The organism is Aeromonas sp. QDB39 (assembly GCF_027707585.1).
GTDB classification, from domain to species: Bacteria; Pseudomonadota; Gammaproteobacteria; order Enterobacterales; family Aeromonadaceae; genus Aeromonas; species Aeromonas hydrophila.
This window is the reverse complement of the sequence record NZ_JAPCIV010000011.1, coordinates 1-12,663: the sequence shown is the minus strand read 5'-3', so window position 1 is coordinate 12,663 and position 12,663 is coordinate 1. Positions and strand designations below refer to the sequence as shown.

The 12,663-nt window shown below is 63.1% G+C and carries 10 protein-coding genes and 1 pseudogene; 6 read left to right on the top strand and 5 right to left on the bottom strand.

Annotated elements, in window-relative coordinates:
• Nucleotide 1: 1 nt before the first annotated feature.
• On the bottom strand, nt 2-910 hold the full coding sequence (locus PG899_RS08075; RefSeq protein ID WP_011706900.1) for a LysR family transcriptional regulator: 909 nt from the start codon (nt 908-910) through the stop codon (nt 2-4).
• Nucleotides 911-1,097: 187 nt separating this feature from the next.
• On the opposite strand from PG899_RS08075, the gene PG899_RS08070 reads away from it, so the two are divergent.
• The 4 genes from PG899_RS08070 (at nt 1,098) to ygjK (ending at nt 6,594) form a co-directional block, all read left to right on the top strand.
• Nucleotides 1,098-2,354, top strand: coding sequence for an adenylosuccinate synthetase (locus PG899_RS08070; RefSeq protein ID WP_029304166.1), 1,257 nt, complete (start codon nt 1,098-1,100; stop codon nt 2,352-2,354).
• Between the two features lie 214 nt (nt 2,355-2,568).
• Complete coding sequence (locus PG899_RS08065) at nt 2,569-3,105, top strand: YbhB/YbcL family Raf kinase inhibitor-like protein (protein ID WP_025201329.1); 537 nt, start codon at nt 2,569-2,571, stop codon at nt 3,103-3,105.
• A gap of 11 nt (nt 3,106-3,116) precedes the next feature.
• On the top strand, nt 3,117-3,929 hold the full coding sequence (locus tag PG899_RS08060; RefSeq protein ID WP_190283959.1) for a helix-turn-helix transcriptional regulator: 813 nt from the start codon (nt 3,117-3,119) through the stop codon (nt 3,927-3,929).
• A 184-nt stretch (nt 3,930-4,113) separates the two neighbouring features.
• Nucleotides 4,114-6,594 carry an alpha-glucosidase gene (ygjK, locus tag PG899_RS08055; RefSeq protein ID WP_190283958.1) on the top strand — a complete coding sequence of 827 codons (2,481 nt, stop codon included), beginning with the start codon at nt 4,114-4,116 and terminating at the stop codon, nt 6,592-6,594.
• Nucleotides 6,595-6,675: 81 nt separating this feature from the next.
• Here ygjK and tyrS read toward each other — a convergent pair whose 3' ends face one another.
• Nucleotides 6,676-7,875, bottom strand: a complete 1,200-nt coding sequence (gene tyrS / locus PG899_RS08050) for a tyrosine--tRNA ligase (protein WP_103827013.1) — start codon at nt 7,873-7,875, stop codon at nt 6,676-6,678.
• 114 nt (nt 7,876-7,989) lie between these two features.
• On the opposite strand from tyrS, the gene PG899_RS08045 reads away from it, so the two are divergent.
• Both PG899_RS08045 and PG899_RS08040 read left to right on the top strand, forming a co-directional pair.
• Nucleotides 7,990-9,300: a peptidoglycan DD-metalloendopeptidase family protein gene (locus PG899_RS08045; RefSeq protein ID WP_190283957.1), complete on the top strand. Its 1,311-nt coding sequence runs from the start codon at nt 7,990-7,992 to the stop codon at nt 9,298-9,300.
• Nucleotides 9,301-9,316: 16 nt separating this feature from the next.
• A complete protein-coding gene (locus PG899_RS08040; RefSeq protein WP_190283956.1) occupies nt 9,317-10,420 on the top strand; it encodes an anhydro-N-acetylmuramic acid kinase in 1,104 nt (367 codons plus the stop codon).
• A 235-nt stretch (nt 10,421-10,655) separates the two neighbouring features.
• Here PG899_RS08040 and PG899_RS08035 read toward each other — a convergent pair whose 3' ends face one another.
• From PG899_RS08035 to PG899_RS08025, 3 genes and pseudogenes are all read right to left on the bottom strand, one after another.
• On the bottom strand, nt 10,656-10,985 hold the full coding sequence (locus PG899_RS08035) for a hypothetical protein (protein ID WP_232105286.1): 330 nt from the start codon (nt 10,983-10,985) through the stop codon (nt 10,656-10,658).
• Between the two features lie 3 nt (nt 10,986-10,988).
• Complete coding sequence (locus PG899_RS08030) at nt 10,989-11,519, bottom strand: hypothetical protein (RefSeq protein WP_232105285.1); 531 nt, start codon at nt 11,517-11,519, stop codon at nt 10,989-10,991.
• Nucleotides 11,520-12,129: 610 nt separating this feature from the next.
• Nucleotides 12,130-12,663: pseudogene (locus tag PG899_RS08025) on the bottom strand (IS630-like element ISAhy2 family transposase); the annotation flags it as partial.

The window sequence follows — 12,663 nt, the reverse complement described above, 5'->3', positions numbered from 1 at the left end:
CTCACGCCCTGGCGTCCGGCAACGGCTGCGGGCGCTGGATCTCCTGCTCCACCCAGTGCAGCAGTTGCTTGATGGCGCGCGACAGCACCTGATTCTGGCGCACCACATAGCCCAAGCTGGTGCCGGGAAAGTCGGTGAGCCGGGTCACCGGGGCGGTCAGCTTGAGCCGCGGGTGAATGGAAAAGTCCGGCACTATGGCCACCCCGAAGCCCGCTTCGGCCCAGTCGAGCTGGGCGTCCACGCTGCCCACCTCCATGATGCGGCAGCTGGGCAGACCGAGCAGCGGCAAAGAGGGGTCGATAAGTGCCCGGGTGCGGGTGTCGTGCCCCAGCAGGATCAGGGTCGGCTCGTCGAGGGGATCGCTCTCCCCCGCCTTTGCCCGCGCCTGCCAGCGGGCGAGACCGTGGCCCAGCGCGCACCAGGTCACCTGCTGCAGCTCGGTGTAGAACAGCGGCTCGCTGCGCTTTTGCGCCATCACGAAGCCCAGATCCGCCTTGCCCGCCTTGACCAGCTCAGCAGCCTGATCCGAAGTGGTATTGAACAGGGTGAGGTCGATGCCGGGAAACTCCTGCTTGAAGCGCTGAAAGGGCTGAATGAGCAGCAGGCGCGAGATGATGTCGCTGGCGGCGATGGCCAGCGTCCCCTGACTCAGCTGATTGAGGGCGTTGAGATCGGACTGGCAGAGCTGCAGCTCGGCGATGGCGCGCTCGGCGCTTTGCAGCAGCCGCTCGCCGGCCTGGGTCAGCCGAAACGGGCTGCGCTCGATGAGTTTGACCCGGGTGGCCTGCTCCAGATTCTTGAGGTGCAGGCTCACATTGGGCTGGGTCATGTGCAGTTCGGTGGCGGTCTGGCCGAAGTGCTGCAGCCGGGCCAGGGTGACGAAGGTGTGCAGCCAGTGAATATCCAGCATGGGGATCCTCTTGTGCCGCCACGGCCGCACGGGCCCCTGACGGGGACGTCGGCACGGCAGTGGGGCGGTTTGCCGATAAATTCACCGCAATTATATGACTCTCTTATCGGAATTATAAAGATAATTAATTTTTCTAATCCTCCTGAGCCTCCTAGGATGATCGCCTAACGTCTTAGGAGAAAGAGTCATGTCGTCTATCGTAGTCGTAGGTGCCAACTGGGGTGATGAAGGCAAAGGCCGCATCGTGGATTATCTGGCAGGCCAAGCAGGCGCCAGCATTCGCTTCCAGGGCGGCAACAACGCCGGCCATACCGTCGTCAACGACCTTGGCACCTTCAAGCTGCACCAGGTTCCGAGCGGTGTGTTCAACCCGGATTGCCTGGTCGTGCTCGGCCCTGGCATGGTGATCAGCCCCGAGAAACTGACCGTCGAGCTGGACGAAGTGAAAGCCTCCGGCGTCACTCCCAAGCTGGCCATCTCTGATCGCGCTACCCTCTGCCTGCCGCTGCACGCCATGGAAGATACCCTGGAAGAGCAGCGTCTGGGCGACGGCGCCTACGGTTCCACCCGTCAGGGCATCGCTCCCGCCTATGGCGATCGCGTCATGAAGAAAGCGATCCTGGTGGGCTGGCTGAAACAGCCGGAAGTACTGGTCGAGCGCATTCAATTCTTCCTCGACTGGAAACTGCCGCAGCTCAAAGCGCTCTACCCGACCTTCGAATTCAACCAGACCGCCCAGGAGATGGCCGACTGGCTGCTGGAAGTGTCCGCACCCTGGATCGACTCCGTCTGCAACGTCAGCATGCCGCTCAAAGCGCTGCAGGCCGAAGGCAAGACCCTGCTGTTCGAAGCCCAGCTGGGCGCCGGCCGTGACCTGATCTACGGCGAATACCCCTGGGTGACCTCCTCCCACGTGTCCGGCGCCTATGCCGGCATCGGTGGCGGCCTGCCGGGTCTGCGTCCCGAGCGCATCATCGCCGTCGCCAAGGCGTTCAGCACCTCCGTCGGTACCGGCACCCTGCTGACCGCCATGGAGAACCAGGACGAGTTCCGCAAGATCGCCAACGAGTTCGGCGCCACCACCGGTCGTCCCCGTGACGTCGGCTACTTCGACGCCGTCGCCACCAAGAACGGTGTCGAGCTGCAGGCTGCCAACGAAGTGGCGCTGACCAAGCTGGACTGCCTGACCGGTCTGCCGGATCTGAAGATCTGCGTCGCCTACGAAGGTGCCCACACCGAGAACCCGATCTGGCCGCAAACTGCCGGTCTGAAGCCGGTTTACGAAGTGATGGAAAGCTGGAGCGAAGACATCACCGGCTGCCGTACCTTCGCCGAGCTGCCCAAAGCGGCTCAGCAGTACGTACTGCGCATCGAAGAGCTGCTGGGCGTACCGGTGCCGATGGTCTCCGTCGGCCCGGGCCGTGACGAGATGATCCTGCGCTAAGTCGTGCGATCAGCTGTCAACACAGTAAAAAACCGGCATCCATGATGCCGGTTTTTTTATGCCCAGGCGCACCACCGCACTTTCGCAACACTCACCAGCAATCAACACAACGACTCATATCCTGGCAGCAAGCAGGCCACTTTGAGCGGTTGGGTCACTCACCTCCTCCTCCTCTTCGCTAGACTGATCCCATCATCCACCGAGGAGCCTCACCATGAAGATTGCCAAGCGTACCACCCTGCTCTCCCTGCTGTGCGTGGCGGCCCTGCCCGCCAGTGCCATGACCCTAAAGAGCAGCGACATCCACGAAGGCCAGCTGATGGACAAGGCCTTCAGCTTCAACGGCTTTGGCTGCAGCGGTGACAACCGCTCGCCCCAGCTGAGCTGGCAGGACCTGCCGGCCGGCACCAAGAGCGTCGCCATCACCGCCTATGACCCGGACGCCCCCACCGGCAGCGGCTGGTGGCACTGGCTGGTGGTGAACCTGCCGGCCAGTCAGAACGAACTGCCGAGCAACGCCTCCGGCAAGCTCAAGCAGGGGCTGGAGCTTAAGACCGACTTCGGCAGCCAGGGCTACGGCGGCCCCTGCCCGCCCGCCGGCCACGGCATGCACCGCTACCAGTTTACCGCCTGGGCCCTGCCCCAGCCCCTGGAGGTGAAGGCAGACACCCCGCCCGCCATGGTAGGCTACATGCTCAACAGCATGGCCCTTGGCAAGGCCACCCTGACCGCCACCTTCGTCACCCCCTAGGAGCCAGCCGGATGAGCACGCCGCTGCTGCAACTGCACCACTATCTCGGGATCCGCCAGCAGCCGCTGCACCGGGTGCTCATCTACGCCCCCACCATCATCTGGGTGGAGCAGGGTCACAAGCAGTTATGGTGGCAGGAGAAGCGCCTGGCGTTCGATCAGGCGAGCTGGCTGCTGATCCCGGCCGGTCACCAGCTCACCTTCGTCAACCAGCCGGAGCAGGGCAAGTTCCGCTCCCGCGCGCTGACCCTGCTGACCCCGCCCCCCGTCGAATGGCTCGGCGCCGCCCAGGCCGGCCCGCTCAGGGAGCCGCGCCTGGCGGTCAGTCCGGCGCTGGCCTTCTGTTTCGAGCTGGTCTGCTCCATGGCGGATCGGCGGCTCCATGAGGCCACCCAGGTCCAGCTGCTGCAGGGCTTCTATGCCGAGCTGCAGGCCGCCGGCGGGCTCGACCTGCTGTTTCCCGCCCACACCATGACCCTAGGCGAGCGGCTGGCCCGCTACCTTGGGGTGGAGCCGGGCGCCGATCACACCCTGGAGGGGGTAGCACCCCACTTCGCCATGAGCCGCGCCTCCATGGCGCGCAAGCTGGCCGCCGAGGGGCGCAGCTTTCGCCAGCTGCTGACCCAGGTGCGCATGAGCCACGCCCTCACCCTGTTGCAGCAGGGGCTGGCGCCGCTGGAGACGGCCCTCGCCTGTGGCTACGACTCCCCCAGCCGCTTTGCCGCCCGCTTCAAGCAGGAGTTCGGCCTGACCCCCTATCAATACCTGCGCACCTGCCCCTCCTTTCTCTCGCTGGCTGCCGCCAGACAAGTAAATAGTTACTAAAACATCAAACTATGTAACCTCGTGTAACCGGGTGATCCGGCTCACACCAGCCCCTCCGGCACTGTGATGCAGCGCCAATAATCCCCTCAAAATCGCCCTATAATGGCTCTCGCAAACGCTTTCACTAAAACAAGCACTAAAAAACACCTTCCTTAACCTACAAAAACTGTCATTGGAGCGAGAGATGTTTCGTAAAAGTTTACTATCCGTCACCCTGAGCGTCGTCCTGTTCGGCCTCACTGCCTGCAACGGCAATGACTCCAGCAGCCCGGCCGCCCCCAGCGCCACCCTGGCGAACCAGTATCAGAACGTGATCGACCGCAGCGGCACCCCGCTCCAGTTCCGTGACTTTGACAGCTACTCCAACCTCAAATACAACCCGCTGCTCGATCTCGGCGCCTGGCACGGCTTCCTGCTGCCCGCCAGCGACAGCGAATGGGGCGGCTTTACCGGCCCCATGGTCATCGCCGAGGAGTACAGCCTGTTCTTCGCAAGCGAATTGGACAAGCTGACCCTGAGCGACGAGAGCGGCCGCGCCTTCCCGCTCACCAGCGCCAGCAAGCAGGCGCTGTACGCCATCCCGGGGGCGCTGGTGCAGCGCTTCGAATTCGACCCCTTCACCCTGGAGCTGGAGCTGCGCTACGGCGATGCCCGCACTGCGCTGGTTCGCACCCGCCTCATCAACCACACTGACGCCCCCCTCACCCTCAAGCTCAACTGGCAGGGGGAGCTGCTCAACCAGTGGGATGCCAACAAGACGGTCGCCGAGCAGTACCCCGCCTGGACCCGCTCCATCAGCCAGACCGAGCGCGGCGTGGCATTCCAGTTCGGCAAACTGCGCAGCACCTGGAACATCATGCAAAGCGGCAGCGCCAGCTACCGCATCGATCGCACCCTGCCCAGTCGCACCACCCTCGACGAGCAGGAGCTCGGCTACGTGAGCGAGGCCAGCCTCACCCTGGCTGCCAAGGGCCAGCAGGATATCTACACCCTGCAGAGCTATGTCCACAGCAGTGCTGAAGCGAGTCGTTTCGAGCAGAGCCGCCAGGCGCTGCTGGCCGACCCCGCCAGCCATTTCGATGACTCCATCCGCCGCTGGGAGGATTACCTGGCGCGCGGCCTCTCCAATCAGGGGATCCCGGAATCGGAGCGGCGTATCGCGGTCAAGGCGATGGAGACCCTCAACGGCAACTGGCGCTCGCCGGCCGGTGCCATCCTGCACGACGGGGTGACCCCCTCCAACACCGCCCGCTGGTTCGACGGGGTCTGGGCCTGGGACAGCTGGAAGCACGCCTACGCCATGGCCCACTTCAACCCCGAGGTAGCCAAGAACAACGTGCGCGCCATGTATGACTACCAGATCCAGGCCGATGACCCGGTTCGGCCGCAGGATGCCGGCATGGTGATCGACGCCGTCTTCTACAACAAGCTCGCCGATCGCGGTGGCGACGGCGGCAACTGGAACGAGCGCGACACCAAGCCGCCTCTCTCCGCCTGGGCCATCTGGGAGATCTACAGCGCCACCAAGGACAAGGCCTTCATCGCCGAGATGTACCCGAAGATCCAGGCCTATCACGACTGGTGGTACCGGGCGCGGGACAACAACCGCAACGGCATCATCGAATATGGCGCCACCCGTCACGTCGAGCACAACGACGAGTTCGGCAACATCACCTTCAAGGTGCAGTACCCGGCGGGGGCACCGGCCGGGCTGGATCTGTCGAGCTGTACCGATGAGGGAGATGGCTGGTATGGCTGCGCCGGCATGGCGCTCTATCAGCAGGTATTGAGCGTTGGCGGCTACGCCGACATGGATATCGGCGCCCAGCACGGGGCCGGCTGGGAGTCCGGCATGGACAACGCCGCCCGCTTCGGCTTTATCGAGCCGGATCAGCTCAAGCGCTATGCCGACAAGACCTATGGCGGCGACATGGCCAAGGCGCGCCAGGACTGGAACGTCTTCTTCTTCGAAAACCATCAGGACGACGGCAGCCTCATCGGCTTCTCCATCGATCAGGAGTCGGTGGAGCTCAACGCCTTCCTCGCCAAGGAGAAACGCATCCTGGCCGACATGGCCGAGCTGCTCGGCAAGCCGGACGAGGCGAGCCGCTATCGCGAAGGGGCGACCCAGCTGGCCGGCTACATCAACAGCTGCCTGTTCGATGAGGCCTCCGGCTTCTATTACGACCGCCAGATAGCCCAGGGGGATCTGCCCGACGCCAACGGCTGCGTCGGCAAGCTGTTGACCGCCCGTGGCCGCGGCCCGGAAGGGTGGAGTCCGCTCTGGGCCGAGGTGGCGGACAAGGAGAAGGCGGCGCGGGTACGCGAGGTGATGCTCAATGCCCAGGAGTTCAACACCAAGGTGCCGCTGGGCACGGCGGCGCTGACCAACCCGGCCTACGACCCCGACATCTACTGGCGCGGCCGGGTCTGGCTGGATCAGTTCTACTTCGGGGTGAAGGGGCTGGAGAACTACGGCTATCGCAGCGATGCCCAGACGCTGGTCAACAAGCTGTTTGCCAACGCCGAGGGGCTGGCGGGCAGCGGCCCCATCCGCGAGAACTACAACCCGGAGACCGGCGCCATGCAGGGGGCCAGCAACTTCAGCTGGAGCTCGGCCCACCTCTACATGCTCTACCGCAACTTCCTGAAAACCGAGGGTTGATCCCAACCGACCCGGTCAATGACCCAACAAAAAGGCCTCCGCAAGGGAGGCCTTTCTTATGGCGGCGCCAGAAGTGGCGACTTACTTGACGGTCACCCGGGCAAACTTGCGCTTGCCGACCTGGTAGACGGCGGTACCGGCACCGATGAGTGCCTTGCCATCCTCCAGCTTCTCGCCATCGCGCTTCACCGCGCCCTGCTTGATCATCCGCAGCGCTTCGGAGGTGGTGGCCACCAGATCGGCATCTTTGAGCAGGTTGGCGATGGCCAGCCCTTCGCCTTCCAGTGCCAGCTCGACTTCCGGCATTTCGTCCGGAATGGCATTCTTGGAGAAGCGCTGGGTGAAATCTTCATGGGCCGCTTCAGCCGCCGCCTCGTCGTGATAACGGGCGATGATCTCTTTGGCCAGCCAGATCTTCACATCGCGCGGGTTGAGGGTACCGGCGGCAATGCCTGCCTTGAACTCTTCAATTTCTGCCAGCGGACGGAAGGAGAGCAGTTCGTAGTAGTTCCACATCAGATCGTCGGTGATGGACATGATCTTGCCGAACATCTCGCCCGGGGCATCGTGTACGCCGATGTAGTTGGCTGCGGACTTGGACATCTTCTTGACGCCGTCGAGGCCCACCAAGAGCGGCATCATCAGCACGCACTGGGTCGCCATGCCGGCATCTTTTTGCAGCTCGCGGCCCATCAGCAGGTTGAACTTCTGATCGGTACCGCCCAGCTCGACGTCCGCCTTCAGCGCGACCGAGTCATAGCCTTGCAGCAGCGGATAGAGGAATTCGTGAATGGCGATGGATTGGCCGTTGCTGTAGCGCTTCTTGAAGTCGTCGCGCTCCATCATGCGGGCCACGGTCTGCTTGGCCGCCAGCTTGATCATGCCGGTCGCGCCCAGCTCGCTCAGCCAGGTCGAGTTGTACTCGATGCGGGTCTTGGCGGGATCGAGGATCTTGAACGCCTGCTCGGCATAGGTGAGGGCGTTGTGCTTGATGGCCTCTTCGGAGAGCGGCGGACGGGTGGCGTTCTTGCCGGAGGGATCACCCACCATGGCGGTGAAGTCGCCGATCAGCAGGATCACTTCATGGCCCAGATCCTGGAAGGTCTTCAGCTTGTTGAGGATCACGGTATGACCCAGATGAATGTCGGGAGCCGTCGGGTCCATCCCCAACTTGATGCGCAGCGGGCGCCCTTCCTTCAACTTGGCGACCAGTTCTTCTTCCACCAGAATTTCTTCCGCTCCGCGCTTGATCTCGGCTAGCGCCACCTCGAGCTGGGACATTTTTTGACTCTCCAATCACGATTCCACAGGGCCAGACATATTACTGGAATGGCGGGCCAATTGGAAAGGCGGTAAACTCCGACATTCTTCCCGGCTCAACTTCGTCTGCTTCTCATGGTCATTTGGCACGCCTTCAACTCTCTCCCTCACTGGCACCGCAAGATGGTGCTGATCCTGAGCATCATGGTGATGATGCTGGCGGCCTGGCCCAGCGAACAGGCGGTCGCCACCCGGGTCGATGACAACGGCAACGAGCTGGCCATCGAGCAGCAGGTCGACGAGGAGGCGCTGCTGGCCGAAGCCAAGCCCGTCGCCCCGCCCAAGCCGAGCTACATCACCAAGCAGGTGAAGGTACGCAGCGGCGACAACATGGGGGTCATCTTCCAGCGCCTCGGCCTCAGCACCACGGATCTGCACCTGATCGATCAGCTCGAGGGCACGGATACCCTGCGCCTGCTCAAGCCGGGCCAGGAGCTCACCTTCAAGCTCACCAAGGGCGGCGAGCTGCACAGCCTCTACTACCCCCACAGTCTGGAGCAGGCGCTCAAGGTGAGCCGCAAGGCCGACAGCTTCGTGGCCAGACCGGTCAAACTCGAACTCGACACCCGCGAACAAGTAGCCAAGGGCGAGATCCGCTCCAGCTTCTGGGGCGCCGCCGTCGACGCCGGCATGACCGAGGATCAGATCATGGACTTGGCCGCCATCTTCGGCTGGGACATCGACTTCGCCCAGGACTTGCAACCGGGCGACAGCTTCCGGGTGGTCTACGAAGAGAAGTATCAGGATGACGAGCGGGTTGCCTCCGGCGACATCCTGGCCGCCGAGTTCGTCAACCAGGGTGCCACCTATCGCGCCGTGCTGAACGAGGACGGCAACTACTACACCCCGGATGGCAAGGCGATGCGCAAGAGCTTCCTGCGCGCGCCGGTCAACTTCAAATACATCAGCTCCAACTTCAATCCGCGCCGGCTGCACCCGGTCACCGGCAAGGTGCGTCCCCACAACGGCATCGACTACGTGGCGCCGGTGGGCACTCCCATCATGGCGGCGGGCTCAGGCAGCGTGGTGGCCGCTGGCTACAACCAGTTCAACGGCAACTACGTCTTCATCAAGCACGCCGGCGACTACGTGACCAAGTACCTGCACCTCTCCAAGCGCACCGTCAACAAGGGGCAGCGGGTGAAGCAGGGGCAGACCATCGGCAATCTGGGGGGGACCGGACGGGTCACCGGGCCGCACCTGCACTATGAATTCGTGGTGGGCGGCGTGCACAAGAACCCGCGCACCCTCAATCTGCCGCAGGCCGAGACGCTGAGCGGACGGGTGCTGGCCAACTTCAAGGCGCAGGCCATGCCCCAGCTGGCCAAGCTGAACAGCCCGGAGCTGCAGCTGGCCCAGAACAAGCGGGCCAACGGCGGCAATTGACCCACAAGGAGCAGTCATGAGCGAGCGTTATATCGGCTTGATGTCCGGTACCAGCATGGATGGTATCGACGCCGTGCTGGTGCTGATCGAGGGGGATGAACTGCGGGTCGAAGCGGCTCTCAGCCACCCTTGGCCCACCGCGCACGAGCTGCACGCCCTCTGCACCCCGGGCGACAACGAGATCGACCGCATGGGGGCGGCCGACAATCTGGTGGCGCGCGAATTTGCCGCCGCCACCCACGCCCTGCTGGCCAAGACGGGGCTTGAACCTAAAGATATTCGCGCCCTCGGCAGCCACGGCCAGACCATCCGCCACCGCCCCCAGCTTGGCTTTACCCTGCAGATCGGCAACGCGGCCCTGCTGGCGGCGCTGACCGGCATCGATGTGGTGGCCGACTTTCGCACCATGGACATGGCCCTCGGCGGCCAGGGGGCGCCGCTGGTGCCCGCCTTCCATCAGGCCTTCTTTGCGCGCCCCGGCGCCCTGCGGGTGGTGCTCAACCTCGGCGGCATCGCCAATATCTCGGTGCTGCCGGGCCAGGCCGACGGCGTCTATGGCTTTGATACCGGCCCGGCCAACACCCTGCTCGACGGCTGGTATCGCCGCCATCACCCCCAGGGAGCCGGTTACGATGCCGGCGGCCAGTGGGCGGCCAGCGGCCAGCTTATCCCTGCACTGCTGGAGCAGTTGCTGGCTCACCCCTACTTTGCCGCCCCCCACCCCAAGAGCACCGGGCGCGAGATGTTTACCCTCGACTGGCTCGATGGCGAGCTGGCCGGCCGCGCCCATGCCCCGGCGGATGTGCAGCGCACCCTGCAGGCGCTCACCTGCCACAGCATCGCCCGCCAGCTGCCCGCACTGGCTGATGCGCAGAGCCGGCCCGAGCTGTATGTCTGCGGCGGAGGCGCCCATAACGCCCCGCTGCTGGCGGAGCTGGCCAGCCTGCTGCCCGGCTGGCGCATCGCCAACACGGCCGAGCTGGGGATCGCCCCCGACTGGATGGAAGGCGCGGCGTTTGCCTGGCTGGCGCAGCGCTTTATCCACCGCCAACCCGGCAACCTGCCGGCTGTCACCGGTGCCGGCCGCCCCGCCGTGCTGGGTGCCCTTTATCCTGCCTGACCCATGCCTGGTCCAAGGCGCCCCCTGAACAAGGAGGGCAACCTGCCCTCCCATACGCCGGCGCCAGCCGCCCCGCTGTGCTGGGTGCCCTCTATCCCGCCTGAGCCATACCTGAAACCAAGCCTGGTCCAGACCCAATAGAGCAGGGCCGTCACGCGACGGCCCTGCGGTTTTATTTTCTGCCTGATTTCCTTCCTGCTCAGCGCTGCCAGCCCCTCTTGCGAGGGGCATGATGCTATCGGCGGCTCACCGCCTCCAGCAGGGTAGTGGCGGCCAGCTTGCCGAGCGGATTGCCGGCCAGCGGGCTGTCACCGGTCAGCAGATTGCGATCCCGACACACCTCCCCCGAGATGCCGCTGTTGACGATCTCAAACCCCATCCCCTTGAGCCGCTCGCCAAACTTCCAGGTGAGCCGACCCGGCATGTAGCCGATCGCCGGCGTCTGCTCATCCAGCGCATCGGGGAAGGCGCAGATCCGGTAGCCGGCGAAGGTGTGCGGATTGGCCACCGCCAGCAAGGCCGCCGGCCCGTGGCAGAGGGTGATGATGAAACGCTCGTGGGCCATCGCCTACTCCAGCAGCGCCTTGACCTCGGCGCTCTCGGGCAACCCCATCAGGGCGCCGTGCCCGCCGGGAATGAACACGCCGAGGTAGTCCGAATCGGGGGCCTGCACCTGGGCCAGCAGATCCGCCAGTTTGGCGGGCTGGCGGAACTGCCCCTGGTATTTGCCATAGAGCCCCACCACCGCCTCATCCTCCGTCGGCATGGCCCACCACTCGAACTTGACCGGATTGCCCGACAGGGTGGCCACCTCAAAGGCAAAGCCCGCCTTGTCGAGGTGATACATGGGCAGCAGAGTTTCCACCGGGTGGTTGCCGGTAGAGAACAGGGTGCCGTTGTCGGTGGGCAGATAGCGCTCATCGGCCCCGATCAGCAGGATCTTCCAGCGGCCACCACGATAGGGGACGGGATAGTCGGCCCCCGCCAGATCCGACTTGCGCGAAGTGAACTGGCTCAATGAATAGGGGGAAGGGAAAAAGGCATTCTGCTCCGCCGGATCCGGGGTGGGTTGCTTATCGTCAATCAGCTTCTCGGTCATGGGACTCTCTCCATCATGGGTTGACTCGCTCTCACAATATTGGCTGCCAGGGGCCGGGTAAATGCGCCGTGCCCTTCCCTCAGACAGGGCACTGACGCACGGCGCCCGCGCAGCCAGGTCCTGTTCGCGGCGCTGAAAATATATGGCATATGCAGGGTTCCATCCTGCCCGTCTGGTTGCCGCATCCGGCCGTGAACGGCGCCCCTCATTTCCATCCACTCTTGCCACCCCAGCTTATTGCCATGCAGATGGGCTGAATGTTATTTCAAGGGCTCTCTTGCGGCTCACTTCAGGCATATTTTTGGCCTTATGAAAAGCCCTTCGCCAGGCCGAAAAATAAATAGCTATGCAAAACCGGGATAATATCCTGCAAGTTGGTCAGAATCATTAACCTGGGATTTACAGCTGGTAACCAGAATTGACGTGAATAAAGGCACCATCAGCCACCTGCATGGCAAAAAGTGGGAGCGCCATCACCTTTATTGGTCATTCTGGTCATGCATTGAATAGCAAAGTGAATATATTTCACTCTGTTGAGCCACCTCATAGAAACCGGATCCCGGTTTGCATCCGCTGGCGAACGCCCCCTAAATAACTGATCCCAATAGTGCTACACCTTCGCTGTGCCATAGCCATTCCCCGGGAAAGGAGACACGGTATCCATGAAGTGTTTCACTCGGGCCAGCAGGTTTGCCATCCCTCTGCATTGATGATTGCGCGTGATGGTTTCATGTAACTTGTGCCATAGCCGTTCTATGTGATTAACCCAAGGGCTGTAAACTGGCTGGAACACCAGGCAGAACTTGGGATTCTTCTTCAACCATCGCTCGGTCTGTTTGCTTTTGTGAATGATGTAGTTATCGAGGATCAACGTGATGGTTTTGGCTCGTCGGTAGTGGTGGCGCAGCTTTTCCAGCATGGCAATAAACAGCGATGAGTTTTTCTTGATCCCGCTGACGTAAAGTACCCTTCCGTTGCCTGCGTGGAGAACGCCTGCCAGATAATGCTTGGCATTCTGCCCCGGTGTGACAACCCGCTTTTGCTGCGCTCTGAACATCCAGTCGGCTCCTAATTTGGGATTGAGGTCTATATCGACTTCATCCTCATAAAACACCGGATTATCGGCATCACAGCGGGCCAGCGC

Excerpts from the sequence above, each read along its gene's own strand:
- PG899_RS08075 (WP_011706900.1), bottom strand. The coding sequence starts at position 910 with ATGCTGGATATTCACTGGCTGCACACCTTCGTCACCCTGGCCCGGCTG.
- PG899_RS08070 (WP_029304166.1), top strand. The coding sequence starts at position 1,098 with ATGTCGTCTATCGTAGTCGTAGGTGCCAACTGGGGTGATGAAGGCAAA.
- PG899_RS08065 (WP_025201329.1), top strand. The coding sequence starts at position 2,569 with ATGAAGATTGCCAAGCGTACCACCCTGCTCTCCCTGCTGTGCGTGGCG.
- PG899_RS08060 (WP_190283959.1), top strand. The coding sequence starts at position 3,117 with ATGAGCACGCCGCTGCTGCAACTGCACCACTATCTCGGGATCCGCCAG.
- ygjK (WP_190283958.1), top strand. The coding sequence starts at position 4,114 with ATGTTTCGTAAAAGTTTACTATCCGTCACCCTGAGCGTCGTCCTGTTC.
- tyrS (WP_103827013.1), bottom strand. The coding sequence starts at position 7,875 with ATGTCCCAGCTCGAGGTGGCGCTAGCCGAGATCAAGCGCGGAGCGGAA.
- PG899_RS08045 (WP_190283957.1), top strand. The coding sequence starts at position 7,990 with ATGGTCATTTGGCACGCCTTCAACTCTCTCCCTCACTGGCACCGCAAG.
- PG899_RS08040 (WP_190283956.1), top strand. The coding sequence starts at position 9,317 with ATGAGCGAGCGTTATATCGGCTTGATGTCCGGTACCAGCATGGATGGT.
- PG899_RS08035 (WP_232105286.1), bottom strand. The coding sequence starts at position 10,985 with ATGGCCCACGAGCGTTTCATCATCACCCTCTGCCACGGGCCGGCGGCC.
- PG899_RS08030 (WP_232105285.1), bottom strand. The coding sequence starts at position 11,519 with ATGACCGAGAAGCTGATTGACGATAAGCAACCCACCCCGGATCCGGCG.